Origin of the sequence: Snodgrassella alvi, assembly GCF_040741455.2 — a bacterium.
Classification (GTDB): domain Bacteria; phylum Pseudomonadota; class Gammaproteobacteria; order Burkholderiales; family Neisseriaceae; genus Snodgrassella; species Snodgrassella alvi_E.
Map to the genome: position 1 here is coordinate 151,278 of NZ_CP160328.2, position 26,978 is coordinate 178,255.

Consider the following 26,978-nt stretch of genomic DNA (forward strand, 5'->3'; position numbering starts at 1 on the left):
CAGGTGAAGTTTTGAGTTGCTGGAATTCTAGTTGTTTGCCAATTGAAAGGCAAATACAAAACCGTTTTGCATGTAAAGGAGCGAAAGTATGGTTTTTTCTGCCTGTGAGCGAGAAAGATTTAGTTTGAAACCCTTTTATTTTGCTTTTGCTCAGGTAAATTTTCTATAAATTACCGGATTTATCTGGTTGTCAGACCCGTTTAATCGCATAGAGAATCTGATTTCAGCCCTCACTGCTGTTTTCCAGTAAGGTAATTTTGGTGGCTCCAAGCTGCTTTAGGCTGTGTAGAGCTTCATGCCATGCTTGAGGTAGATTTTCGCAGTCTTTATCCCATGCTTTTAAACCAAATTCCAAACGATATTGATGGATTTGTTCATCGTTAGGTAAATCTTCCCGAATAGTTGGCAGGCTAAACGTTTTGATACCTGGCCATTTTTGCTCAATCTGCTCCATCAAGGGGGCGATTCTGGATTCAGGTACACCGTCAACCAGCGCGGCTTTAGCCATGATCTGATGCTGAAAAAAATTCTTGCTGTAATAGGTATTCAGCACCCATTCAGCCATTGGGTGTGCCATTTTGGGAAAGCCGGGGAAAAAATAATGCTCTTTAATAGAAAAGCCGGCAATATTATTAAACGGATTGGGAATAAGCGCTGCCCCTTTTGGGAATTCAGCCATTTTGGCACGCTGTAAATGAGATGGACTATTAAGTGTGTCGCCTTGTCTGATTGAAATTGCTTCAATATTTTTCAGTGCTTGAGGATGAGCCTGCAAGGGTAGATTTAAAGCAAGCGCACAAGCTTGGCGGGTGTGATCATCTGGCGTTGCGCCAATACCGCCGGTTACAAATACGGGTAGTTTTTCTTCAAAAGACTGTTTCAACTGGCGAGTAATGGTATCGCAGTCATCGGGCAGATACTGTGCCCATGCCATTTGAAGGCCGTGTTGCTTAAATAAATGTTTAAAAAATATAAAATGACCGTCTTGTCTTGATCCATTCAGAATTTCATCGCCGATAATAATGATGCCGATTTGCATGCTGGTTCTCCTGAGTTGTGTTTGTTGTTGCAGTATGGCTATATATTTCAATGATATAAAACGTGGCTATTGTTTTATGCTCAAATTTATTTTAATGTGCAGGTGTCGTGTTATTTTAGCAAGGATGTGATTATGAGTATCAAAAAATTGGCCATCACTGCCCTGGTTGCAGGTAGTCTTGCTGCCTGTGCCCACACATCTGACCGTAAGGTGAATATGCGTGCGGCGAATGCGCAGCTACTTAGTGCTTACGATTGGCAGCTGACAGAAGCTACAGACCGGCACGGCCGACCTTTGGCTAGCCTTGCAGGCAATACCAATCTGAAACTGAATTTTAACGGTCAGCGGCTAAATGTTTCTGGTGGCTGTAATAATATCAGTTCGGTTTACCAACTGAACGGAGAAGATATGCACATTCAGGCGCCGGTAAGTACGATGAAAGCGTGTGCTCCCGATGTCATGGCGCAGGATGCAGCAGTTGTATCGTTTATGAACGGCCAGAAGTTACATGCTGGTTTATTGAATACTGAAGATAGTCAGAATGCTGAGCCAAAGCTATGGATTGAAAATCGCCGAGGTGAGCATTTGCTGTGGCGGGGTGTGCCTACTGCGACAGCACAGTATGGACAACCAACAGTGGTATTTTGGGAAATTAGCCCAGAAACTCAGGCTTGTCAGACGGCGCAGGGTGCTGCTCAATGCCTGAAAGTACGTGAAGTGACCTATAACGAGCAGGGTATCAAAGTTAAAAATGGTGTATGGCGTAATTTCGCTGGTACGATTGATGGTTGGCAGTTTAATCCGTCCGAAAATCAAGTTTTACGTTTGAACGTATATGAAATTAAACCAGCCGATGCCTCTGCAGAAAGCCAATATGTTTATAAATTGGATCAGATTATTGAGCGCTCAGCGGTGAATACACCTAAACATAAACATCAACGTAAATAAGCAGTACGGGTTATTGAAGCAGAAAAAGGCAATGAAATTTCATTGCCTTTTATTATGCTGGTATTTCAGTGCGTAAGAAATTGAACTGAATTTATTGATTCAAGTAGATTTCTGGCTGACCTGCCGCATTATCAAGTATCAGTGTCTGATTATTTTTATTTTGAATCAGTCTGCCACTGCGGCTAATGGATTTGCTGCGGCCATCTTTGCTGACTTGATTTTGATAAGTAAATTGATGGTTCGGTTCTAGACGGAAAGAAGTGGTTTCACTGTATTGATGACATTCAGGTTGTTTGCAATTCTTAAACAGTTTAACCTGATTTTCATCTTGTTGGATGGAGGCAGATAGGTTCTCAATTTCTTTTTCAATCTGTTGTTGCTGATGCAACATTTGGCTCATAATTCTTTCAGCATCATCATTAATATAACTCTCGTCTGTAGGCTGATGGCTTGCAGCTAGAGCAGTATTGGCCAGTGTAAATATTGTGGTGATCAAGAGAGCTGATTTCAATATTTGCATGTGTTTTCTCTTTTTCTTAGTTGAGTGATTCAACGTTTCTATAAATACTGTGATTTGGAAAAAATATAGTGGTTCAGATCAATATTTAACTATTGAAAACTAGAAAATATCGCAATCTGTATAATTTCCATTATCATCTTTTTGGTTAGTACAAAGCAGCATGCCCTTTAAACTACTATAGACGACACTTTTTGTTTCCCCGCTATTAGCTGCCTTTGGGGTAGCAATTAGTGTATAGCTGCTAGGATTGTATATACCTGTTAAAGTAAAAAAAGTTTTACTTCGATTCTGCTCAAGTTTGTTGTAGCCGACAAATGTTTTGTTTTGGGAATAATACCTTTCCAGCATGTTTATATTGGATAAGATATCAGCGCGTGCATTTTCTGCTCTGGCTTTAAGAACAAAATTATGATAAGTGGGATAGCTGATGGCAGTTAGAATGGCAATAATAACGATGGTTATCATCATATCAATCATGGTGAAACCGTAATGGTGACGATGCATTGTATTCTCTTCCTTATTATGAATGCTGATTAATTGCTTATGATTTATCTGCTCTCGATATGGGCTTAATCTGGCTGCACCAGCACATAAGGTTTTACCACAACAGCCCACATCGACTGATTATTATCAAAAAATTGCTGTGCCATTATGTCGCTGACTTTGCTAATTTTACCTTCCTGAATCAAAAGTGCAATGGCAGCACTGTCGTCCGTTGCTATCTTATGTGCAATGGTAACTAAATCCAGCTCAGGTGCAATATAAATACAGTTGCCGCGGGCAAAATAGGGTTGGAGTTCGTGCCAGCTGATACGGGCAGTCTCCAGATTAATTTTATGTTCCAATGGTACTTCAGTATTCATACTTAAATCATCTGGTTTCATGTTTATCTTATGTTTGCTAAAAAAGGCATTTTGTTATAGATACCGGTAACAAAATGCCTGTTAAAACTACTTCAAAAATTATTTTAACGCAGTAGATGCAGGAGAAGTGCTTTGTATGCCCCATGATTCTGGATATTTATATCCGGCAAAGCGTTTAAACGCATATTGTTTAAACGCTGCTGAATTGTACGCAGCAGTAATGTCTTTTACCCATTGGGTATCTTTATCAGCCGTACGAATTGCTGCCCAGTTGACATAGGTGTAGCCAGGTTCAAGGAATAATGCTGATGTGAACTTTAGTCCCGAGCTCGTGGCAAAATTGCCATTAATGACCGCAAAATCCACATCATGACGAGAACGAGGTAATTGGGCTGCTTCCAGCGCCACCAGCTTGATGTGTTTATTGTTACTGGCTATATCTGCCAGTGAGGCCTTCAATGGGTTAATATTGTTTTTTAGACTTATCCAGCCGAGCTTATCCAGCATCACCAATGCGCGGGCAAGATTGGAAGGATCGTTAGGAACAGAGACACTAGAACCGCTTTTGACTGCACTCAGCTCATGTAGTTTGCCGCTGTAGATACCAAGCGGACCAGTTGGTACTTGAAACACGGGCATGATGGCCAGATGACGAGACTGGGCAAAATCATCCAGATAAGGTTTATGCTGAAATACATTGATGTCGATAGATTTATCTGCCAGAGCAAGATTGGGACGGACATAATCCGTAAACTCCAATAGCTGAACGTGGTAGCCTTGTTTTTCCAGTTCAGGCTTGACCTGATCGCGCACCATGTCAGCAAAATCGCCTACAGTGGTGCCGATGATAATTTCTTTTTTTGTTTGAACTGATGAAGCAGCGGAGTGCTGAGTTTTTTCGCCACCACAGGCTGAAAGGAACAGGAGGCTCAGGCAAACAAAGAGGGTGTTCAGAATTATTTTCACACAATGTCTTTCTTTTAATCGTTAGTATGTAGAATGATTGTTTAGTGTCTTTTATCAGACGCATCTGACTCTTGTTCTCATATGTAGGCATAGACACAAATAAATTGCGCTAGACTGCCCAGCATCACAAAAATATGCCAGATGCCATGTCCGTGGCGGATTTTTTCATCATTAATAAACCAGTATATGCCAATACTGTATGCCAATCCACCGCTAATAAGCCAGAAGAGGCCGGGAGCGGACATGTGGTGTATCAGTGGATAGATGGCAACAATAATTAGCCAGCCCATCAATAAATATAGTATCAAGGATAGAATACGAGTTTCACTTTTACGCCCGATAGTCACTTCTTGAATGATACCAAATATTGCCAGTCCCCATGAGATACCAAATAGGGACCAGCCCCAGCCGCCGTTGAGTGTGGTGAGTGTAAAAGGAGTATAACTACCGGCAATCAGCAAATATATGGCGCAGTGGTCAAATTTTTGTAGTACGGCTTTAGCGTGATGTGAGCGGATGGAATGATACAAAGTGGAGATACCATACAGAAATATCAGACTACCACCATATATGGCCGAGCTGACTATTCGATAAGCATCGCCATACAGTACAGATTTTATTAGCAGAAAGACCGTTCCAATGATAGATAGTATAAAGCCGGTCAGGTGAGAGTAAGCATTAAAACGTTCGCCATAATACATATTGAAATAACTTGGCAATTAATTAAGAGTCTATCGTTTCACTACCTGCGTTAGGGTGCAAGTGTTTTTTCGTTTATTATTTGCTATGAGGTAGTGTTTTAGTACTGAATGATGGCTGTTCAACTGCTAGTAAGCACAGTAAAATAGATAATTTTGCAGACTATCAGAAATTTCCTTTCATGCTGACTTTCCAAGAAATAATTTTTACATTACAGAACTACTGGGCTCGTCATGGCTGCGTGGTATTGCAGCCGCTGGATATGGAAGTAGGTGCGGGTACCAGCCATCCGGCCACCTGTCTGCGCGCGCTGGGGCCTGAGCCGTGGTTTGCTGCCTATGTTCAACCCTCCCGCCGGCCTAAAGACGGACGCTATGGAGAAAATCCTAATCGTCTGCAGCATTATTATCAGTTTCAGGTAGCGTTAAAGCCGGCTCCAGATAATATTCAGGAATTGTATTTGGCTTCTTTGCAGGAGCTGGGAATAGACCCACGTCAGCATGATATCCGTTTTGTGGAAGATGACTGGGAAAATCCAACGCTTGGTGCCTGGGGATTAGGCTGGGAAGTTTGGCTTAACGGCATGGAAGTCACTCAGTTCACTTATTTTCAGCAAGTGGGAGGCATGGATTGCTCGCCAGTGCTCGGTGAAATTACTTATGGTGTTGAACGGCTGGCAATGTATTTACAGGGTGTAGACAATGTTTACGATCTGGTCTGGGCGAAAACGCTAGACGGACAGATTGTGACCTACGGTGATGTCTACCATCAGAATGAGGTTGAACAGTCTACTTACAACTTTGAATACAGTAATGCTGATTGGCTTCTGACACAGTTTAATGATTATGAAGCTGAAGCCAAACGTCTGTTGGCTGTTGAAGATATTAGTCTAGCACTACCTGCTTATGAACTGGTGCTGAAAGCAGGACACACATTTAATCTGCTTGATGCGCGTGGTGCAATTTCGGTAACCGAACGTGCCACCTATATTGGCCGTGTGCGTGCATTAAGTCGTGCGGTGGCGCATAAATATGTGGAAAGCCGTGAAAAACTTGGTTTCCCTCTACTGAACAAAAAATCTACCGGCCACACAGCCTGATTCGAATGAAAGTATTATTTGCATGAATGCTCCTTTATTAATTGAACTGCGTACAGAAGAACTGCCACCTAAGGCGCTGAATAATTTGGGCGAGAGTCTTGCTGCCGGAGTTGTGGACGGACTGGAAAAAGCACAGCTCACAGATGGTGTGGCTGATTATCAGGTCTTTGCTGCGCCAAGACGTTTGGGCGTACTGGTTCAGAATGTAAAAGCAGTACAGGCAGACCAGCGCATTATCAAAAAAGGGCCTAGTGTGGCAGCCGGTATGAAAGATGGTGAACCCACTAAAGCCTTGCAGGGATTTGCACGCAGCAATCAGGTTGAAATTAGTCAGCTTACACAGATAAATGATGGCAAACAGATGGTGTATGCGTATGAATATACGCAGGCAGGCCAGCCCTTAAGTGCTCTCTTAAGCGAAATTCTTAATCAGGCTATTAAAAAATTGCCTATTCCCAAGGTTATGCACTGGGGCAGTAGTACGTTTACTTTTGTACGGCCGGTGCACGGACTGATTATGTTGCATGGCAGTGAAATCGTTGCTGGTAGTGTATTGGGTCTGAGTAGCCAAAATTGGACTTTAGGTCATCGCTTCCTGAGCGAAGGCAGAATTATTATTCAGCATGCCGAAGATTATGCACAGCAAATGCTGGAACAAGGTAAAGTAGTAGTTTGTTTTGCTGATCGTCGTGCTCGTATTGAGCAAGATTTAAGCACTGCGGCCGAATCGCTGCATGCGCATGTGGCTTATGCAGATGGTCTGTTGGATGAGGTAACCGCGCTGGTAGAATGGCCGGTGGTACTACAGGCAAGTTTCGATGAGCGTTTTTTACAGGTACCACAAGAGTGCCTGATTCTGACCATGCAGCAGAATCAAAAATATTTTCCACTACTTAGCGGTGACGGTAAGCTGATTAACCGCTTCTTGCTAGTGTCTAATTTACAGACTGAAAATCCAGTTCACATTATTCATGGTAATGAACGGGTATTGCGTGCTCGTCTAGCCGATGCAGAATTCTTTTACCGTCAGGATCAGAAATTTACGTTGGCCAGCCGTCTACCTCGTTTACAAAATGTGGTTTATCACAATAAGCTGGGTAGTCAGGCTGAAAGAGTTCAGCGAATTATCCGTCTAGCTAAAACAATTGCTCCGTTGTTAAATGCAGATGTTAATCTGGCTGCACGTGCTGCAGAACTGGCTAAAGCTGATCTACTGACTGATATGGTAGGAGAGTTCCCTGAATTACAAGGCACAATGGGCAAATATTATGCATTGCATGATGGTGAGAATCCAAATGTTGCTGTCGCGATAGAACAACATTACTGGCCACGCTTTGCTAATGATGTCTTGCCGGATAATGTGTTGGGAACGGTAGTGGCACTGGCTGACAAACTTGAAACCTTGATAGGTATTTGGGGTATCGGCCTTGTTCCTACTGGTGATAAAGACCCATATGCCTTGCGTCGTAGTGCTCTGGGTATTTTGCGCATGCTCATGCAGCATCATTTGGCGCTGCAGCCATTACTACAGGCCGCGTTTGCTACTTTCCCTGCCGGTAAACTAGCGGAAAATACTGTAGCTGAAGTGGCCGGATTTATGCAGGCTCGACTGGACATTCTGTTGCAGAATAATTATGAGCAGGATGTGGTTGCAGCTGTACTGGCAGGACAAGTGGATGATTTGGGTGAATTAGATGCGCGTTTAGCCGCTGTTACCCAGTTTAAGCAGCTTGAGGAAGCAACAGCGCTGATCGCTGCGAATAAACGAGTACATAATCTGCTGAAAAAAACGGACGTATCAGCTTTGCCAGCTGTTGATTCTTCAAAATTGCAAGAACAGGATGAACTGAATCTGTACCATGCTACTGAAGAAGTCGCTGTGCGCATTCAGGCAGCTATGAGAAAACAAGACTTTATTCAGGCATTGTCCGAACTCACCGATATTAAAAAAAAGGTGGATGTATTCTTTACTAATGTAATGGTAATGGATGAAAATGAGGCCATCAGAAATAATCGTCTGGCTTTATTACTCTTTTTGTCTCACCAGATGAATGCTGTGGCTGATATTGCTCTTTTGAATGAGTAGTACTGCCTTAACCCGTTCCCTTAATAGATGAAAGCTGAATTATGATATTAGATAATGTGGTGTTTCATACTGAAGAAGATTATCCGCCGGCATTGGCTCTGGCCAATGCGGCCACACACATGGGATATTATTGGTCTTGGATTGTGCGGCGTGGTCTGTACAATCCAGAATGGGATGAAGCAGCAGAAGAAGACATGGGCGCTTTAAAGGCACAGGCGATAAGTGGTGCTGAATTTGTACTAAATAATATGGCTGGCTGTCTGGAAGACAGTGATTTTAACGAAGAAGGATGCCGCTTTTCTCTGTATTACTATGATGATGAAGAGGAGGGGTATGGTCGTTTTATGGAAGATTATGTCCAAACACTGAATACGCCGGCGCTGGAAAGCTTTTATCATGTCGAAATTTCCGATGAAAATCAGGCTTTACTGGACGGGGTATTTGATAGTGCCCTGATGCAGTGGAGGCAAAGTCTGAAACCTGCACAGTAAGGATATTTATGATATTGAGTGGAAAAGGCAAACTAATTATTCTTGATCGAGATGGGGTGCTCAATGCAATGCAGCCGCAGCCTATTAGTGATCCAGATCAATGGCATCCTCTGCCAGGCAGCATGGATGCGGTGGCCTTTCTAACTCAAAGCGGATACACGGTAGTGGTAGCAGAAAATATGTCGGGTATCGGGCGCAATCAAGTCACGATGGAACAACTGAATGAAGTGCATGGGAAAATGCACAATTATATTCAGAAAGCTGGTGGTCGGCTGAGCGGTGTGTGGTTTTGTCCGCACACCAGCAATGCAAAATGCCATTGCCGCAAACCTCAGCCGGGTTTATTGCTGGATATACTCGACCGGTTACATATGAGAGCAGAGGATACATGGCTGGTCGGTGATGGTATTCGTGATATGGAAGCAATAGCAGCCATCGGAGGCCATCCAATACTGGTGTTAACGGGGAAAGGCAAAGAAACGCTAAAAATGGAAACTTTGCCTGAAGATACGCAGGTGTATGACGATTTGCTTGATTTTGCTAAATACTGTCGTACACAGGCTGAAAAATCAGCCGAGGAATAATTTAACATGCTGTTGTTACGTAATTTAATTTACTGGTTTTGTTTGTGTGTATTCTCGCTAGTCTGGCTGATGGTGGTGATTGTTTCCATGCTTGTCCCTAAAGGCGTGACATGGACGACAACTGCATGGGGTAAAACTCTGTTTTGGATGCTGGAACATATTATTGGCCTTAAATATGAAGTAATTGGCCGGGAAAATATTCCGCAGGAGCCGGGTATTGTATGTTGTAAACATCAATCGGGCTGGGAAACGCTGGCTATGTTGTATTTTTTCCCAGATCTGGCTTTTGTGGCAAAACGTGAGCTTTTTCGGATTCCGGTATTTGGCTGGGCGTTGAAATGGCGTGGTACTATCGGGATAGACCGTAATAATCCCAAAGCAGCAAATGCGCAGATAATCAGTCAGGGCAAAATATGCCATCAGAAAGGCATGTGGATTTGCATCTTTCCTGAAGGTACCCGTATTAAACCGGGCTATCGCGGTCATTATAAAAAAGGCGCTGCGCGCATGGCACAGGAGCTACATCTTAATTTGATACCAGTAGCCTTAAACAGTGGTGAATTCTGGCCTAAGGACTCTTTTTTGAAGTATCCAGGTAAAGTGACCGTAGTGATTGGTGCGCCAATACACTATGAACAGGCACATAATCCTGAAGAGCTAATTAAGCATTGTGAGCAGTGGATAGAAGACAAACAGATAGAAATTCAGGGTGTGGGACCTTTTGCACCGAAAAATCCTCAAGTACCCACGCCTGTCTTACCTCACTAATCAATTCAGTGAGGCCAAATAATAGATTGAAAATCAATTCATTAATTACGATTTATTGTTTTTAATTGTCTAACTTATTATTGCTTAGTTGTCTGTAATCAAAATCTGTTATCTACATGGCTGTTTAAAGAAGAAATAATTGATTTTTCATAAATGCTTTGATTAAGCAATGGCTAGGTTGTGCATACATTGTTAAATCTGTTACGTTTATTCGCGTTTGCCGATCAGAATTCTGCTTGAGCATAAATATGTCGGTGATTATTCACACTACTCAAGATGGCTGTGCTATCAAATTTCACTTGCGGCGGACGGCGCGGAAAAATATCATTGTACGCGTCGCTTCGGCTTCTATGTTGATTGTCAATATACCGCCTTTTGTCTCCCTGAAACAATTGCAGCAATGGTTTGGTGCCAATGAAGCGGCACTTAAGCGGTTGTGGCAGCAGTCGAAAACTATTAAAACAGAGTTACCGAACACTATCTGGTATCGTGGGCAACGCTTCTCTTATACCTTTGCTAAGGGGCTCTCGGCTGTTCAATGGTATCAGCAACAGGGCTTTTTGTTACCAGAGACATCTGAAGCATCCGCGCTTGATATACTGCGAACGTGGCTAAGGCAGTGTGCTCAGACTGAGCTAATATCGCGTTTACAGTATTGGGCACTCGTGATGCAGCAACAACCCGCCTCCATGGCGTTAACTCAAGCACGTACTTTTTGGGGTGTATGCCGCAGGCGTACCGGTATCCGTCTAAATTGGCGTTTGATTGGTGCTCCGGCGTTTGTGGTTGATTATGTTTGTATTCATGAATTATGTCATCTGCGCTATGCAAATCATGGTAGGGACTTTTGGGCAATGGTGGCCAAATATACATCAAAGACGCATGATGCGCCTTTATGGTTGAAACGGCATGGATCTGAGTTGTTTGCACTGGATAATGTGCGCTAAAAATCGGCAAACAGCGCAATTGTAGTAAGCTGTAATTGCGCTGAATGATATACAAGTAAATCTCAATGAGTGTGTTAAAAAGCTGGTGTCAGATATAAATACATTCGGTTTCAGCTGGCATCTACTGCGAGTTGTTTCATAATATTCTTGATTATTTGCACTCGTTGTTGCACGTCTTCTATGCCGATATTCACTCTGAGTTTGTCTGCACCGACAAGGCGGTAATTTTTATCATTTTGCATCATGGCAACTATGGTTGCCGGATTAATACAGTGATGCTTGCCAAATGTGAACGTTATGCTTTCGCTGCTGGCATCTATGGTATCTATACCCAGATTTGCTGCTTCGAGGCGCAGATGGTGACTGGCGATCAGTGTGGATACTGCCGGTTCAAGCAAGCCAAAACGGTCAATTAATTCTTCGTGAATCTGGTCTATTTCAGCTTCGGTTTCACTGCTGGCCAGCCGTTTGTACAAAACGAGGCGTGCATGGATGTCTGGACAGTAGCTTTCTGGCAACAAAGCTGGACTGTGTAGTTTAATGTCGCTGGTAATGCCTAGTGGCGCATTTAAATCCGGTTCGCGGCCTTTTTTCAAATTGCGTACTGCTTGTTTTAACATTTCAGTGTAGAGGGTGAATCCTACTTGAATCATTTCACCAGACTGACCTTCTCCGAGAATTTCACCAGCACCGCGAATTTCCAGGTCTTGCATCGCTAGAGTGAAACCGGCGCCTAAATCATCGGCCATTTCAATTGCTTCCAGTCTTTTCTGAGCATCTTTGGTCATGGCTTCGGGCACAAGTAAATAAGCATAGGCCTGATGGTGCGAACGACCTACACGGCCGCGCAGCTGATGTAGCTGTGCCAGGCCGAATTTATCTGCACGCTCAATGATAATAGTATTGGCATTAGGGATGTCTATGCCGGTTTCGATAATGGTTGAACATAGCAGCACGTTATAGCGCTGTTGTAGAAAGTCACGCATTACTTGTTCCAGCTCGCGCTCTCGTAGCTGTCCGTGTGCAATGCCAATGCGTGCTTCTGGCAATAAACTACTTAGTTTTTCATAAGCATTAGCGATGGTGTCTACTTCATTGTGCAGAAAAAAAACTTGGCCACCACGTTTCAGTTCGCGCATTACTGCCTCACGTATCAGTCCATCGCTGAGGGGACGGACAAAGGTTTTAACGGCTAAACGGCGGCTGGGTGCGGTGGTTATCAGGGAAAAATCACGTAGACCCTCTAAAGCCATGCTCAAGGTGCGTGGAATCGGTGTGGCGGTAAGAGTCAGTACGTCAACATTGGCGCGAAGGCTTTTTAGTTGTTCTTTCTGACGAACGCCAAATCGATGTTCTTCATCGATGATGACCAGACCAAGATTTTTAAAATGGACATCCGGCTGAACCAGTTTATGTGTGCCGATAACAATGTCAACAGTGCCATCTGCTAGTCCAGCAAGCGTGGCTTGTGTCTGTTTGCTGGTATTAAAACGTGAAAGTTGAGCAACTTTAATGGGAAAATCTGCAAAGCGGTCGGCAAAATTCTGGGCATGCTGCTCAACCAGCAGAGTAGTTGGAGCCAGTACCACGACTTGTTTGCCAGCCATAGCGGCTACAAAAGCTGCCCGTAAGGCAACTTCCGTTTTACCAAATCCTACATCGCCGCAAATAAGCCGATCCATTGGTTTTTCTGCGCATAAATCCTTAAGAGTGGCGGCAATAGCGGCCGCCTGATCTTCAGTTTCTTCATAGCCGAAGCCATTGGCGAAGGCCTGATAATCTATTTCGTTTAGATTGAAGCGATGCCCTTGCTGTGCTTCACGCCGTGCATAGAGGTTTAAGAGTTCGGCAGCGGTATCTCTGGCTTTTTCAGCAGCTTTATGCCGTGCCTTATCCCATGCACCATGTCCGAGCTTGTGCAGGCTAACATTTTCATGTGCGCTACCCGCATAGCGGGAAATCAATTGCAGCTGGCTGACTGGTACGTATAGCTGTGAACCTTCGGCATACTCCAGCAGCATCATTTCACTGGCACCTTCACCCAGATCAAGTGTTACCAGACCTTGATAGCGACCAATGCCATGCTGTTCGTGTACAACAGGGTCGCCAATTTTGATTTCTGCCAGATCACGCAGCATACCGTCGGAAACGGCACTGTGTTTGCGGCGGGTGCGGCGACCACGTACGACGTATTGATATAAGTCGGCTTCGGTGATGATGGCCAACCTTTGTTCGGCCAACAGGCAGCCATAGCTTAATGGGGCAATGGTCAAACACAACTCAGCCTTGGCTTGAAGAAAATCTGCCCAGCCACTGACGATATGTGGCTGCAATTGATACTCACGCATGAAATTAAGCATGGTTTCACGTCGGCCAAGGCTTTCAGCACAGATTAATACTTTACCAGACCACTGCTGCAAAAAAACTTTCAGAGAGTGCAGAGGATCGTCAGACTGCCTATCGACGGCAACATCAGGCAAGGTGTAGCTATTATGGTTGCTTAGCTCCGGTACCACACGCGAATATGCTTTGATGCATGCCCCAATCTGGTCTTCACTCATATATAAATAATGCGGAGCCAGCGGTGGATAGGCTGGGTCGCCTTGTGCCATGGTATAGCGCTGTTTAACATCCTGCCAGATACGTGCTGCTTCGTTGTGTATATCTCCTAGACTGACCAGAATAGCATCCTGATTGATGTAGTCAAAAATGCTGACACATTCTTCTTCAAAGAACAGAGGCAGATAATATTCCACTCCGGCACCAAAGTGGCCTTCGGATACAGCTGCATAGACTGTTGCTTTACGGGGATCACTGCTGATTTCTTCACGAAATCGGCTACGAAAAATTTTTTGGGCATCGCTGTCGGTGGGGAATTCATGTGCAGGCAGCAGGCGGATTTCTTCAACACTGTTCAGGGTGCGCTGAGTATCGGCGTCGAATGTTTTAATGGTGTCGATTTCATTATCAAATAAATCGAGACGGAATGGGGTGTCACTACCCATCGGGAATATATCCAGTATCCCACCACGGGTGGCAAATTCACCGGTGGCTACGACATGGGTAACATGGTTGTAGCCTGCTTCTATCAGGCTGTGTTTGAGTGCATCAGTGTCCAATTGCTGGCCGGTTTTGAGCCAGAAGGTATGGCCCAGCAAAAATGAAGGCGGGGCGATTTTTTGCATTGCTGTGGCTAGCGGCAACAGTAAAACATCAACCAGTCCGTTTTTTAATTGCCATAATGTGCTAAGGCGTTCGGATACCAGCTCCTGATGGGGAGAAAAATGTTCATATGGCAAGGTTTCCCAGTCAGGAAAAAATACAATACGCGCAGCAGGGTCAAAAAACTGCCATGCTGTCTGAATACGAATAGCCTGCTCGGCATCCGCTGTGAGAACAATTTTTAGTTTTTTTTCAGGCAAATGCTTGCTGAGAAGAAATGGCAGACTACCAGCATTTAAATCCGGCCAGCGTACGGTCTGACTGCTTTTGGGTAACGCAAAAGGGGCAACAGCGGACATAGTTTCTGTTTTATAGGAAATAATTAATTAGATTTTCACTAGTTATGGGCAAGCTATGATAAGACAAGCCTGCGCCGACCGGCAATCATTGCCGCATACGTGAGAATGGATAAATTTTTAAAAAGTAAAGGCTATGTATTCTATTACAAATACAGTAGCCTTTGCTCTTGGTGGTTAGTTAAATATTCAGTTAATATAAATGATACAGATACATCACGGCGATGGTGATCAGAATGGCAAATGCGCAGCCGATTTTGGCAACTACGCCGAGAACTAGGCCAATTAGGGTAGCGAATCCTACTTTCCCAGCGGCCACCAAATTACGTCTGGCAATGAATTCACCGGTTGCTGCTCCGATTAACGGGCCTAATATCATACCGGGAAGGGCAAAGAACATACCGATAATGGCACCGATAAAAGCACCCCAGATGGCTTTTCTGCTGGCACCACTATGCTTGGCTCCAAGTACGCCAGCCATGTAATCCATACCACAGCCTAAGGCGGTGAGAATTGCCAACGTAATCAGTGTGCCTGTACCCATAATCTGATAATCGCTGCTTAAAGCCAATAGCCATGCGCCGCCAAACATAAGTGGCAATCCGGGTAGGGCGGGCATAAATGTACCTAACAGCCCGATAAATAATAAAACAATAGCCAATATCACCAAAACTGAGGTCATGGCAGATAAGTCCTCGCGAAAAAAGGAATAATAATTTTAGATTGGGGATGCTGCTGTCACACTCAAGAGTAAATTATGTAGTGAAGGTAAAAGTTATGTAATCGGTTAGGACTAACCAATAATTGTAGCAGTTGGAAATGGTATTTGTATATTGGTGTCTTTTCCGGATACTGTGACCGTTGGTAAAGTATGCATATTTGAAAACTGCTTGATTCTCTTCTTAAACTTATTTTGCTGTTGAGGCTGTGATCAGCAATCAGAGACGATGGTGAATACCAAATAATGGTATGCGAACGTATTTTTATTATGTAAATGCTGAAACAGGCAGCCAGTTGGTGGCTGCCTGTTGTGCTGGAAAGGTTGGAATCAATCCAGTTTTTTAAAGTGTTTGCGCCGTTCCTGCTCGCTTAGATAACGTTTACGCAGGCGAATGGTCTGAGGAGTGATTTCTACAAGTTCATCATCATCAATGAATTCTACAGCTGCTTCCAAAGACATTAAAACGGGCGGAGTAAGGCGCACAGCTTCATCGGTACCGGAGGCACGGACATTGGTCAGTTTTTTGCCTTTCAGAGGGTTGACTACTAGATCGTTGTCACGGCTATGGATGCCAATAATCATACCTTCGTAAATTTTCTCGCCCGGATTGATAAACATGCGGCCGCGGTCTTCAAGATTCCACAGTGCATAGGCAACAGCGTCACCTTGTTCTTGTGAAACCAGTACGCCATTACGACGGCCGGGAATTTCTGCCTTCACCGGTGCGTAGTTATCAAATACATGGCTCATCAGTCCCTGACCACGAGTCATGGTCATGAATTCGCCCTGAAAACCAATCAAGCCGCGAGCTGGAATACGGTATTCTAGGCGAGTGCGTCCTTTACCATCACTTTCCATATTGGTAAGTTCACCACGGCGGCGGCCCAACTCTTCCATGACAGCGCCCTGGGTGTTGTCTTCTACATCGACAGTCAGATTTTCGTAGGGTTCGCATTTTACGCCGTCGATTTCGCGGAATACTACGCGTGGTTTGCCCACGGCTAGCTCATAACCTTCGCGGCGCATGTTTTCAATCAGAATGGTTAGATGCAGTTCGCCACGGCCGGAAACGCGGAAAACATCGGCGTCGGCGGTGTCTTCCACCCGCAGAGCAACGTTAGTCAACAGTTCTTTCTGCAAACGTTCGCGAATCTGACGGCTGGTAACGAATTTGCCTTCTGTACCGGCCAGAGGGCTGGTATTTACCATAAAGTCCATGGTAAGAGTAGGTTCGTCCACGCTGAGCATTGGTAAGCCTTGTGGCTGTTCGCGATCTGCAATGGTGACGCCGATACCAATATCTTCTAGTCCGGAAATGGTGACGATATCACCAGCTTCTGCTTCCTGTAGTGGAATGCGCTCTAGACCTTTAAAGCCAAGTAGCTGATTGATTCTTCCCTGACCAATCTGCTGGTCTTCATTCATAATAGCCACTACCTGACCCGGTTTTATGCGTCCGTTCAGAATACGGCCAATACCGAGACGGCCGGTGTAATTGTCATAATCCAGCTGGGAAATCTGCAATTGCAAAGGTTGGTCGGCATCGCCGGCCGGTTCAGGTGTATATTTGAGAATAGTCTCAAACAGCGGACGCATGTCGTTGGATTCGTCCTCTTCATTCAGTTTAGCAAAGCCGGTCAAACCGGAAGCATAAACAATGGGAAAGTCGAGCTGTTCGTCTGTGGCACCCAGTTTGTCAAAAAGTTCGAATGTCTGGTCGATTACCCAGTTTGGACGTGCACTAGGCTTATCAATTTTGTTGATAACCACAATCGGTTTTAATCCCAGTGCCAGTGCTTTTTTGGTGACAAAGCGGGTTTGCGGCATCGGGCCTTCCTGTGCGTCGACCAGTAGTAGTACGCAGTCTACCATGCCCAGTACGCGTTCTACTTCGCCGCCGAAATCAGCGTGCCCAGGGGTATCGACGATATTAATGTGATAGCCTTCATATTCGATGGCAGTATTTTTAGCCAGAATGGTAATGCCACGCTCTTTTTCTAGATCGTTGCTGTCCATTACCCGCTCGTCTACTTGCTGGTTGGCACGAAATGTACCAGACTGGCGCAGTAACTGGTCTACCAGTGTGGTTTTGCCGTGGTCGACGTGTGCGATAATGGCAATATTGCGAATTTTTTTACTCATGGGGGTGTGTAACCTAGTTGTATTTGCTATTCAGAGGTAAATTAACCTTGAATTATAACATTTACTCTGCTTTTCGTGGAATTTTTAGCAAAATCAGGCTGTCTGCTAATCTTAATCGCGCGGATTTGTTTCGACTGCTGCTAGGTTATAGCCATGAAGCGTCTATTGTGCTTTGTCGGCTAAAGAGGTTATCTACAAATGCTGTATTGTTTTATACATAGGAATCTGCGTAATGGAACAGTTGGAATTTTTTGTTATTCCGAGCCCCTGTCGCGGCGTATGTGAAAGTAATCATAAAGGCTATTGCAAAGGTTGCCTGCGCAGTAGGGATGAGCGTCTGTATTGGTTAAAGTTTTCTGATAGGCAGAAGCAGCAGGTACTGCGTTTATGTCAATTGCGCCGGCGTAAGCTTGAACAATTGTTGCAGCAGTCACGACAAATTGGTGAAGACAAGGACAGTTTAATAGAAAAATTATGGATACAGGCGGATTTTGATTTTTAAAATTCTGAATAAGCTGTTAATCTGCGCTAAATTTTGTTTTAGGGGAAAAAATGCATTTTCTGATTATCAGTATCTTATGTAGTGTGGCTGTATCCGTATTGCTGAAAGTAGCACGTAGAAATGGAGTGGTTATTGCTCAGGCGGTAGCGGTGGGTTATCCAGTTGCCGCTCTATGCTGTTGGTTGTTTCTGCATCCACAGTTATCAGACTGGCAAGTTTATTCCCACCACTGGATAATTTTTCTTGCACTGGGTATCGGGCTGCCACTAGGCTTTATTGTGTTGGGCAAAGCCATTGAGCATGCCGGTATTGTTAAAACAGATGCGGCACAGCGCCTTTCGTTATTTTTACCTATACTGGCGGCTTTTATATGGTTTGGTGAAAGCCTGAGTAATAATAAAATAATTGGGATTGCACTAGCTCTGATGGCTTTGCTGGCGTTACTTTATCGCGAAAAATCGACTAAAAGTAAGCAAAAGGGTGGGTTTTTCAGTACCGCAGGCTGTCTTTTCGGGGTGTGGCTGTGTTATGGCACTACGGATATTTTATTTAAGCAGATGGCTAAAAGCGGCACAGCTTTTGCCCCGACTTTGCTGATAGCATTTATTTTGGCTGCTGTGCTGATTATAGGCTATTTGCTTTTACGCCGAACAGTCTGGAATGCAGCCAGTATTCTGGCTGGTTTACTACTGGGCTGTCTGAATTTTGCTAATATTTTGTTTTATATTCGTGCTCATCAGCAGTTTCAGCAGAACCCGTCACTGGTATTTGCTGGTATGAATCTAGGTGTGATTACGCTAGCTACGGTAATTGGTGCTTTGATATTTAAAGAAAAAATTAATGGCATGAATCTAGCGGGTATTGTGCTGGCCATAGCTGCTATCTGGTTTCTGTTTTACGGCAGCAGTCTCCATTCAATTTTGCCAGGTATGTAAAATAAAAGCTGTTCTGGTGTACCAGAACAGCTTTTTTTATGTGTTAGCTGGCATTGCTTAGCTGCGCCAGCTGCTGAGCCTGATGCTCGGCTATCAGTGCCTGTGTCAATTCGCTTAAATCACCGTCCATAATAAAATCAAGTTTATGTAAAGTAAGATTAATGCGATGGTCTGTGACCCGTCCTTGAGGGTAATTGTACGTGCGAATGCGCTCACTGCGGTCACCACTGCCAATCAGACTTTTGCGCTCGGCTGCTTCTTTGGCATGAGCTGCATGTTTCTGCTGTTCGTATAAGCGTGAAGCAAGTACCTTCATTGCCTGTGCCTTATTCGCATGTTGTGAACGGCCATCCTGACATTCTACTACCATACCGGTGGGTAGATGGGTGATACGTACGGCCGAATCGGTTTTATTGATATGCTGTCCGCCGGCGCCGGATGCACGGAAGGTATCAATACGCAAATCATTCGGATTCAACTGTACTTCCGCAACTTCGTCAGCTTCGGGCATGATGGCTACGGTGCAGGCTGAAGTATGTATTCTGCCTTGACTTTCAGTAGTCGGTACACGTTGTACTCGATGTCCGCCTGATTCGAATTTGAGCTGGCTGTATACATTCATGCCGGCAATACGTGCAATCACTTCCTTATATCCGCCCAAGTCGCTTTCGCTGGCTGATACAATTTCTACCTGCCAGCCCATACGTTCTGCAAAACGGGTATACATGCGCATCAAATCACCTGCAAACAAAGCTGCTTCATCACCGCCGGTACCGGCACGGATTTCGATAAATATATTTTTATCGTCGTCTTCATCTTTGGGTAAGAGCAGTTTTTGCAGTTCGCCATCTAACTGAGCAATCTGATTGCGCGCATGGGTAATTTCTTCTGCTGCAAATTCTTTTAATTCTGGGTCTGTCAGCATTTCTTCAGCAGCTGTCAGATCAGTTTGCGCTTGTGTGTACTGGCGGTATGTATCCACCACCGGCGTGAGTTCTGCATGTTCACGAGTGAGGCGACGATATTCGTCTATATTGTTGGTAACATCAGGAGAAGCCAGCAATGCGGTTACTTCCTCCAGACGTTCTGTCAGGTGCTGTAACTTTTCTATCAATGAAGGTTTCATCTGGAATCCCGTAATTATTTAAACTTTTAATCAATTGAAACTTTTGGTGAGTACTATTGCAAACCTATTGCTGAATTACATTTATTGCTGTAAATGTGAGTCACTCAGGTGATAAATCAAACTAATGGCCTCTGCCAGCTCAGGATGTTGCTGGCTGTCTTTATTCAGCGCACGAGTAGGTGCATGCAAGAGAGTATTGGTGAGTTCATGGCTCAGACGTTGCAATACTTCTTCAACTGCTGTGCCATTACGCAAGCGGCGCATAGCCTTAGCTACCACTTTGCAGCGCTGTTCTTCGCCTTGGCTACGCAAAGCGCAAATCAAGGGTACACTGCTGCGTGTCTGCTGCCAGGCAATAAATTCAGCCACTTTGGAAGCCACCATTTTTTCTGCAGCTGCGGCAGCTTGCTGTCGGGCAGCCTGCCCATGCTGCACAATACTGACCATATCGTCCACAGTGTATAGATAAGCATCGTTGAGCTCGCCGGCTTCAGTCTCGATGTCACGCGGCACAGCTAAATCAAGCAGAAATACAGGCATACCGCGCCGTAGTTTAAGTGCCCGTTCGACCAAGCCTTTGCCAATGACCGGAAACGGGCTAGCAGTGGAGGATACCACTACATCGTATTCGGGCAGGATATCAGGTAAGTCCGTCAGAATACGGGCATTGGCACCGTTATTCAATTTGCTGCACAACTCCTGGGCTCTGGTTAGCGTGCGATTAAGTACCGTAAGGCGTCGCGGATGCTCTGCAGCAAAATAGGTAGCCACTAGCTCAATCATTTCACCGGCACCTACCATTAACACATTCAACGCGGCAATATCAGGAAATATCTGTGCAGCCATTTTCACCGCTGCCGCCGCCATGGACACTGAATTTTCACCAACGGCACTTTCATTGCGAATCTCTTTGGCTGCTGCAAAGGTTTTTTCAAATAACGCATTCAGGTGCTGGTGTAAAGTATGTTGACAGCGAGCTATGCGCACTGCTTCTTTAAGCTGTCCCAGAATCTGTGGTTCACCCAGCACCATGGAATCCAGACCGCAGGCTACCCGAAAAGCATGCTGTATGGCCTGCACATCGTGCAGTCTGTACAGATAAGGTGCGAATTCTGTGAATGGTAACTGATGATAACTGGCCAACCACTGTATGGCAGCGTCAGCATCTCCAATACAATAGATTTCGGTGCGATTACAGGTGGACAAGATCATCGCTTCAGCAATATTTGTCTGACAGCCGAGTGAACACAGTGCTTCTGACAGTACAGCAGCCGGAAAGGCCAGACGTTCGCGCACAGAAACAGGAGCTGTTTGGTGATTAAGTCCGATAACGGTTAAAGACATGTTGCCTGAAGTTATTTGCGTTTACCCGCTGCGGCGGGTAGGATAATTGCCAACCAGACTTTATATTACGATTAAATATAAAGCTGTTAAAGTGCTCAATTATACGCTATTAGTACCGAAAAATCAGCAAGACGGTCTTGCACTGCTATCATCATTTTTGCATGTATAAATTAATACTATGAATAATCTGGATTTGCATGACATACGTCAGGATTACAGCCAACAGTCACTTAGTGAAGCCGATTGTTGTGCTCATCCACTAGAACAGTTTCAAAAGTGGCTAACAGAAGCCATACATGCCAAAGTGAATGAACCTACTGCGATGAATGTGGCTACAGTGGATCAACATGGCCGTCCTAATGCGCGCATCGTATTATTAAAAGAAGTGACCGAAAAGGGATTTGTGTTCTTTACCAATTATCATAGCCGTAAGGGTCGTGCTTTAAGCCAGCATCCCTATGCTGCACTGACTTTTTTTTGGCCAGAGCTGGAACGTCAGGTGCGGGTGGAGGGCGTAGTACTGCAGCTAGCTGCTGAAGATTCTGATGCTTATTTCCGTTCCCGTCCCTACAGCAGCCGTATCGGAGCCTGGGCAAGTGAGCAAAGTTCGGTTATCAGTAGCAAAGCCGTGCTGATGACTCGTGCCGCTGCGTTTGGAGCAAAATACTTGCTGAACGTACCACGTCCTCCGCATTGGGGTGGGTATCTGGTCGAGCCTGATCTTGTGGAGTTTTGGCAGGGAAGACCTAGCCGTCTGCATGACCGTGTTCAGTATATGCGAGAAAAAGGCCTATGGATTAAGCAGCGATTGGCACCATAGAATTTGCTGACATTTTTCTAGTTAATACTATTGCTCACGGTTCATTTTGTTTGCGAAAGTTGTAGCCAGTGGGCTGTCGCTCAGAACTTTCTGCTGAATAAATTCTTCTGCCATCGTTTTAAGTTGAAAACGATCTGCATGTTGATTTTCTGTAATCATTAGTGGTTCAGCAAAATCCACTTTTACTGTAATTTCAGGTATCGAAACTATGTTCCACAGACTGCGCAGCAAACTGGTTTTACCGGCAAAGGCTACTTTAGGTGTGCGTTTGGCCTGTGTATCGTAATAACGTATGGCAACAGACATTACCGGCCGATTTGCATCAATGGCGGCTTGAAATAGAGCAGCTTTAAAAGGTAAGGTAGTCAAGCCTTCAGAGGTGTACGCTTCGGGAAAAAAGAGCACATTTCTGCCTTGCAGCAAAGCTTCTTTGATAGCTTTAATCACAGGGCTAATATCCTGCCGTGACAGCCTGTTAATGTAGACGGTACCACCATTAGTAGCAAGTTTGCCCAATATAGGCCACGACTGAATACTTTGTTTGGCAATATACCCGCCTGGTATATAGGCCATCAGCACAAATATATCCAACCAACTCACATGATTAGCCACAGTCAGCCACGGCATACTGGCTGTATTTGGTAGAGGTTGTTGCGGTTCTACCTTAATATGAAGTATGTTGAGCAAATTTCTTCCAATGGAAACCAGTTCTCCATTCCGTTCGGTTGCACTGAGTTGCTCAAAATGATTAACCCGTCTGATGGTTTGTCGTAGCCACAATGCCAGTTTAAAAATACGTTTATAGCGGGTAAAAAAAGAAGTAGATTTTGTTGATGTCATTGTTATTTGTCGTTATTTTTGGCAATGAGGGCAATAAAAACTGCTACGTTGCCCCAATACCATTTTCTCAATCGGATGGCCGCATTTTAAACACGGTTCTCCAGCTCGTCCGTATACATAATGTTGTAACTGAAAATAGCCACTATTACCAGCACTGTTTACAAAATCGCGCAGCGTACTCCCACCAGCATTAATTGCTTCCTCCAATATTTGCTTGATAGCTCTAGTCAGTGCATTAACCTGAATTTTGTTTAAGCTCATAGCGGCGGCTGCAGGATGAATGCCGGAGCGAAATAGTGCCTCATTGGCGTAAATATTGCCTACACCCACCACCGTATGATTATCCATAATTGCCAGTTTAATCGCTCGCTTTTGTTTAGCCAGTTTTTGCTGCAAATATTCCTCATTAAATTTTTCACTTAGAGGTTCTGGTCCTAAATTAGCCAATAGAGGATGGTGTTCAACTACGCCAACAAACCACAAGACCGCCCCAAAGCGTCTGGGATCATGAAAGCGCAGCAAAGTGCCATTAGTAAACATAATATCCAGATGGTCATGTTTTTTCACTGCTGGCGCGCTGGAGTCAGTAAAAATACGCAGGCTTCCAGACATACCTAAATGAATAATCAAGGTTCCTGAAACTAATCCAATTAACAGATATTTTGCCCGCCGTTTCACCGAAACAACTATTTCACCCTCAAGTTGCGCACTCAGATTCTCCATCACCGGCCAGCGCAACCGTGGCTGTCGCACTTCAACACAGTCAATAGTCTGATTCACAATATAAGGCGCAATTCCTCGCAGAGTGGTTTCAACTTCAGGAAGTTCGGGCATAATTTAATGATAAAATTCTGAATAAAATCGACACAATATCATCATGAAAATAAATTTGAAAGTGTATACCTCTGCCATGGGCAGTAAGATAAAACTGTTAGATGTATGCGCAGCCAAAATTGTCTGTGGTAAAGTAGCAAATTACTTTACCGCAATGAAAAATAGTTATTAAGCGGGCAACGGCCGGTTTTCAAGATTGTCTGCATAACATAAATGAACAGACATATGATTTAGCTGAATAAATCGAAACAGCCCATACCGTAATAGAATTGTTATTAGTTTAAAATCAGTCTTTACAACAACTGATCAGCATATTTGGAGAAGTTTAATGCCTCGTTGGATTCATCGCCTTACCCCGATTGTTATGAGCTTAATCGCCATCAGTGCGGCTAATGCGGGCAATACTCAAGAACGGCCGACATCAATACCCTCGATTCAGACCAGAATAGAGCGGGTAAACCAAATTACTTCACCCGATGATGCTGAATCACTACAAAGGCGTCTTACTATTGCTAGCCGTGCTAATGACATCTTCACCCTCTTTGCTAGCGAACTTATTTATTCGCAGGGAAGAAGCGATATCGCATTGGCAACAGACATGCGTATGCTCGAACATACACAGGAGCCTGAAGTTGCTGAACGTGCTATGGAAATGGCTCTTGGATCCAATAAAATAGCCGAAGCGCAAGCTATTGCTGAGCGCTGGAAGCAAATCGAACCAAATGAAACTCCTGCTAGACAGCGCCTGTTGTGGGAGCTGGCATTGGCCAAAAACGATTTCCCGCAAGTAGTCAAAAACACAGACGCCGTTTTATCTCATGCCAACGATTATCAGCTGCGTCGCCTGTTTTTAAAACTGGCACAATTTCGCTTGAACCACTTGAATGCCTCGGATGAACTGAATACGCCAATCCACAAAACCGCAGTATTACATCCTGAGATGGCCGAAGCTATGATTGCTGATGCCATCTATGGGGTAACCGGTGCACATGAAGAGCAGACCATCAAAGCATTACAGGCACTGGTACGTTTAGATAGCGATATTTTTCCGGCTAGCCAACTCACTCTAAACTTAATAAATATTAAACAGCCACAATATCTGCTGGATTTTTATCAGCAAACCGGTGTAGATAGTATGCCTTCTAAATGGCAAAGTTTATATATAGAGTTACTGATTAAAAATAACAAATTGCAGCAAGCCTATCAGACCCTGCAACCTTTGCTGGCCAGAAGCAAAAGTGCCGATCTTTATTTGCAGGCTGCATTCCTCGCCGTTAGTCAGAAAGCGGACACCGCTACTATTGCTTCTTATGCTGAAAAAATAGCCGAACTGGGTAACCGCAATCAGCGCAGTAAAGCGGCAATCATGGTAGCTATGCGCTATTATGATGAACACAACCTAGCAGCATCACGTGCATGGGTGGCAAAAGCTGATGATCCTCAATTTGCTTTTGATCAAGCGCTTATGATGTGTTCACTCGAAGCGGAAGAAAAACACTGGTCAGCTGCGCAGAAATGGTTGAACAAAGCTCAGGCAAGCAAAGATCCAGGGATTTTCTTCAGCGCGACCGATTTATTACGACTACAAACATTCGTTAACAGCTCTTCACTCACCAGCCGACAGTACGAACAATATCTGAATAAAATGCTGGCCAAAGCAGAGCAGGGAAATTCAAAAGAGCGCACAGAAAATGTGCCACCTTTATTACTTCTGCGTGGCTTGTTATACGCAGATAAACTTAACGAGCCAGCCAAAGCCGTTGCCGATATGCGCCGCTTTGTACAAATGCGGCCAGATCAAGTAGATGGCCTGAATGCGTTAGGCTATACCTTACTGAGTTTGCCGAAAGAAAACTGGCACGAAGCTCAGGTACTGCTTGAGCGCGCTTACGCCTTAAGTAGTCAGTCCCCTGCTGTCAACGACAGTCTGGGCTGGGCGTATTATTTAAATGGTAATGCTCAGAAAGCCTTGCCTTTGCTTGAGTATGCGTATCAGCAGCAGCCGGAAAGTGAAGTGGCTGCCCATTTGGGCGAAGTATACTGGCATCTGGGCAGAGAATCAGATGCACGTCGAATATGGTCTCAAGGCTGGCTTAAGCCTAAAAGCGACCGTAAAATACTGAGTCAGATTCTAAATAAACATGGTCTCAAGCCAGACAGCCTGCCGCTAAATACAGCGAAAAAAGAAGCATCACAGTCAAATGTGGATTTTTATCTGCAACAAGCCAGTGCTTTATATTCTAATGACGAACGTACATCTGCCGCATTTATCGACAACATCAACAAAGTAATGCAGACAGGAAATGCAACTCAGCGCAGTGAAGCAGCATATATGGCAGCCTCACGCTATTTTTCTGAAAAAAATCTTCCTGCTACACGTGAATGGCTAAGTAAAGTTACCGACAATAAATTTGCCACTGATAAAGCATATCTGATGGGTATGCTTGAAGTGGAACAAAATAATTTGGCTGCAGCTCAGCAGTGGCTTCATCGCATGAATCAGAGTAAACAACCGCTGTATTTTGAAGGCGTATTCATACCACAGGCTCTATCCATATACATTGATTCTAAAACGCTTGAACCCAAAGCATATGTGCGTAAACTGACTCAGCAACTAGAAGAGGCACAGAAAAAGGCCGTCGTTACAAAAAACAATCTGCCTGTAGTGCTTATACTCTATTTTCGTGGAATAACTTATGCAGAAAAACTTGATCAGCCAAAAAAAGCAATCAAGGATTTTCGTGCCTATACCGAATTGAAACCGGATGATGCAGAAGGCTACAACGCATTAGGCTATACCATGCTGAGTATGTCAAAACGTCATTGGGCTGAGGCACTAACCATTCTGCAACATGCCTATCAGATTGAACCAGATTCTTACGCTATTCAAGATAGTCTGGGCTGGGCGTATTACCTTAATGGTGATTCCAAAAAAGCTTTACCTTTGCTGCGTACTGCCTATGGCAATACAAAAGAAAGTGCCATTGCTGCACATTTGGGAGAAGTCCTTTGGCAAATGGGTGAACAACAGCAGGCAAAGCAGGTTTGGGCACAAGGCCTGACTTATCAGGATTCTGACCAAAAAGATTTACAGCAGACCTTAAAAAAATTTGCTGTCAATCCGGCCAGCCTGTCTGACAAAGCAGCATCAGAGCAGACAGAGCAAAGTAAATAAACCTTAATCAG

General features: G+C 44.5%; 24 protein-coding genes. 11 read left to right on the top strand and 13 right to left on the bottom strand.

Going from position 1 to position 26,978, the window contains the following annotated elements; all coding sequences use genetic code 11:
* Window positions 1-223: 223 nt before the first annotated feature.
* Complete coding sequence (locus tag ABU615_RS00685; protein ID WP_370389000.1) at window positions 224-1,039, bottom strand: competence/damage-inducible protein A; 816 nt, start codon at window positions 1,037-1,039, stop codon at window positions 224-226.
* A 132-nt stretch (window positions 1,040-1,171) separates the two neighbouring features.
* Here ABU615_RS00685 and ABU615_RS00690 point away from each other — a divergent pair, with 132 nt between their 5' ends.
* A complete protein-coding gene (locus ABU615_RS00690; RefSeq protein WP_367488588.1) occupies window positions 1,172-1,987 on the top strand; it encodes a DUF4377 domain-containing protein in 816 nt (271 codons plus the stop codon).
* 91 nt (window positions 1,988-2,078) lie between these two features.
* On the opposite strand, the gene ABU615_RS00695 is transcribed toward ABU615_RS00690, so the two are convergent.
* The 5 genes from ABU615_RS00695 to ABU615_RS00715 form a co-directional block, all read right to left on the bottom strand.
* On the bottom strand, window positions 2,079-2,507 hold the full coding sequence (locus tag ABU615_RS00695; RefSeq protein WP_370389001.1) for a hypothetical protein: 429 nt from the start codon (window positions 2,505-2,507) through the stop codon (window positions 2,079-2,081).
* Between the two features lie 99 nt (window positions 2,508-2,606).
* Complete coding sequence (locus tag ABU615_RS00700) at window positions 2,607-2,984, bottom strand: type IV pilin protein (RefSeq protein WP_180295878.1); 378 nt, start codon at window positions 2,982-2,984, stop codon at window positions 2,607-2,609.
* 92 nt (window positions 2,985-3,076) lie between these two features.
* The gene (locus tag ABU615_RS00705) at window positions 3,077-3,391 is read right to left on the bottom strand and encodes a DUF2288 domain-containing protein (protein ID WP_267390217.1); all 315 of its coding nucleotides are present in this window, start codon (window positions 3,389-3,391) and stop codon (window positions 3,077-3,079) included.
* 78 nt (window positions 3,392-3,469) lie between these two features.
* Window positions 3,470-4,336, bottom strand: a complete 867-nt coding sequence (locus ABU615_RS00710) for a MetQ/NlpA family ABC transporter substrate-binding protein (protein WP_100140097.1) — start codon at window positions 4,334-4,336, stop codon at window positions 3,470-3,472.
* Window positions 4,337-4,413: 77 nt separating this feature from the next.
* Window positions 4,414-5,037, bottom strand: a complete 624-nt coding sequence (locus tag ABU615_RS00715; protein WP_267390219.1) for a hemolysin III family protein — start codon at window positions 5,035-5,037, stop codon at window positions 4,414-4,416.
* Window positions 5,038-5,216: 179 nt separating this feature from the next.
* Between ABU615_RS00715 and glyQ the strand changes: the two genes are divergently transcribed.
* From glyQ to ABU615_RS00745, 6 genes are all read left to right on the top strand, one after another.
* Window positions 5,217-6,134 carry a glycine--tRNA ligase subunit alpha gene (gene glyQ / locus ABU615_RS00720; protein WP_100152480.1) on the top strand — a complete coding sequence of 306 codons (918 nt, stop codon included), beginning with the start codon at window positions 5,217-5,219 and terminating at the stop codon, window positions 6,132-6,134.
* A gap of 22 nt (window positions 6,135-6,156) precedes the next feature.
* Window positions 6,157-8,220 carry a glycine--tRNA ligase subunit beta gene (gene glyS / locus ABU615_RS00725; protein WP_370389002.1) on the top strand — a complete coding sequence of 688 codons (2,064 nt, stop codon included), beginning with the start codon at window positions 6,157-6,159 and terminating at the stop codon, window positions 8,218-8,220.
* A gap of 41 nt (window positions 8,221-8,261) precedes the next feature.
* Window positions 8,262-8,711 (top strand): cell surface protein, encoded by a 450-nt coding sequence (locus ABU615_RS00730; RefSeq protein ID WP_257377999.1) that lies wholly within the window; start codon window positions 8,262-8,264, stop codon window positions 8,709-8,711.
* A gap of 8 nt (window positions 8,712-8,719) precedes the next feature.
* Window positions 8,720-9,295, top strand: coding sequence for a D-glycero-beta-D-manno-heptose 1,7-bisphosphate 7-phosphatase (gene gmhB, locus ABU615_RS00735; RefSeq protein ID WP_367488571.1), 576 nt, complete (start codon window positions 8,720-8,722; stop codon window positions 9,293-9,295).
* Between the two features lie 6 nt (window positions 9,296-9,301).
* Window positions 9,302-10,063, top strand: a complete 762-nt coding sequence (locus ABU615_RS00740) for a 1-acyl-sn-glycerol-3-phosphate acyltransferase (RefSeq protein WP_100140102.1) — start codon at window positions 9,302-9,304, stop codon at window positions 10,061-10,063.
* Window positions 10,064-10,311: 248 nt separating this feature from the next.
* Window positions 10,312-11,010: a M48 family metallopeptidase gene (locus tag ABU615_RS00745; protein WP_370389003.1), complete on the top strand. Its 699-nt coding sequence runs from the start codon at window positions 10,312-10,314 to the stop codon at window positions 11,008-11,010.
* 110 nt (window positions 11,011-11,120) lie between these two features.
* On the opposite strand, the gene mfd is transcribed toward ABU615_RS00745, so the two are convergent.
* From mfd to typA, 3 genes are all read right to left on the bottom strand, one after another.
* Entirely contained in the window at window positions 11,121-14,531 is a 3,411-nt protein-coding gene (gene mfd, locus ABU615_RS00750; protein ID WP_370389004.1) for a transcription-repair coupling factor, read from the bottom strand.
* A 190-nt stretch (window positions 14,532-14,721) separates the two neighbouring features.
* Window positions 14,722-15,210 (bottom strand): DUF456 domain-containing protein, encoded by a 489-nt coding sequence (locus ABU615_RS00755; RefSeq protein ID WP_367488561.1) that lies wholly within the window; start codon window positions 15,208-15,210, stop codon window positions 14,722-14,724.
* Window positions 15,211-15,576: 366 nt separating this feature from the next.
* A complete protein-coding gene (gene typA / locus ABU615_RS00760) occupies window positions 15,577-17,391 on the bottom strand; it encodes a translational GTPase TypA (RefSeq protein WP_100152485.1) in 1,815 nt (604 codons plus the stop codon).
* 232 nt (window positions 17,392-17,623) lie between these two features.
* Here typA and ABU615_RS00765 point away from each other — a divergent pair, with 232 nt between their 5' ends.
* Window positions 17,624-17,893, top strand: coding sequence for a DUF1289 domain-containing protein (locus ABU615_RS00765; RefSeq protein ID WP_100152486.1), 270 nt, complete (start codon window positions 17,624-17,626; stop codon window positions 17,891-17,893).
* A gap of 50 nt (window positions 17,894-17,943) precedes the next feature.
* Window positions 17,944-18,828, top strand: coding sequence for an EamA/RhaT family transporter (locus ABU615_RS00770; protein WP_370389005.1), 885 nt, complete (start codon window positions 17,944-17,946; stop codon window positions 18,826-18,828).
* A gap of 43 nt (window positions 18,829-18,871) precedes the next feature.
* Here ABU615_RS00770 and prfA read toward each other — a convergent pair whose 3' ends face one another.
* Both prfA and hemA read right to left on the bottom strand, forming a co-directional pair.
* The gene (prfA, locus tag ABU615_RS00775) at window positions 18,872-19,954 is read right to left on the bottom strand and encodes a peptide chain release factor 1 (protein ID WP_367488559.1); all 1,083 of its coding nucleotides are present in this window, start codon (window positions 19,952-19,954) and stop codon (window positions 18,872-18,874) included.
* A gap of 81 nt (window positions 19,955-20,035) precedes the next feature.
* Window positions 20,036-21,298: a glutamyl-tRNA reductase gene (gene hemA, locus ABU615_RS00780; RefSeq protein ID WP_370389006.1), complete on the bottom strand. Its 1,263-nt coding sequence runs from the start codon at window positions 21,296-21,298 to the stop codon at window positions 20,036-20,038.
* 187 nt (window positions 21,299-21,485) lie between these two features.
* On the opposite strand from hemA, the gene pdxH reads away from it, so the two are divergent.
* Window positions 21,486-22,118, top strand: coding sequence for a pyridoxamine 5'-phosphate oxidase (pdxH, locus tag ABU615_RS00785; protein WP_267390478.1), 633 nt, complete (start codon window positions 21,486-21,488; stop codon window positions 22,116-22,118).
* A 27-nt stretch (window positions 22,119-22,145) separates the two neighbouring features.
* Here the strand turns inward: pdxH and ABU615_RS00790 are convergent, their stop codons facing one another.
* Both ABU615_RS00790 and mutM read right to left on the bottom strand, forming a co-directional pair.
* Entirely contained in the window at window positions 22,146-22,958 is an 813-nt protein-coding gene (locus ABU615_RS00790) for a lysophospholipid acyltransferase family protein (RefSeq protein ID WP_367578069.1), read from the bottom strand.
* A 12-nt stretch (window positions 22,959-22,970) separates the two neighbouring features.
* Window positions 22,971-23,792 (bottom strand): bifunctional DNA-formamidopyrimidine glycosylase/DNA-(apurinic or apyrimidinic site) lyase, encoded by an 822-nt coding sequence (gene mutM, locus ABU615_RS00795; protein WP_267390231.1) that lies wholly within the window; start codon window positions 23,790-23,792, stop codon window positions 22,971-22,973.
* Between the two features lie 328 nt (window positions 23,793-24,120).
* On the opposite strand from mutM, the gene ABU615_RS00800 reads away from it, so the two are divergent.
* Window positions 24,121-26,967: a tetratricopeptide repeat protein gene (locus tag ABU615_RS00800; RefSeq protein ID WP_370389007.1), complete on the top strand. Its 2,847-nt coding sequence runs from the start codon at window positions 24,121-24,123 to the stop codon at window positions 26,965-26,967.
* Window positions 26,968-26,978: the final 11 nt, after the last annotated feature.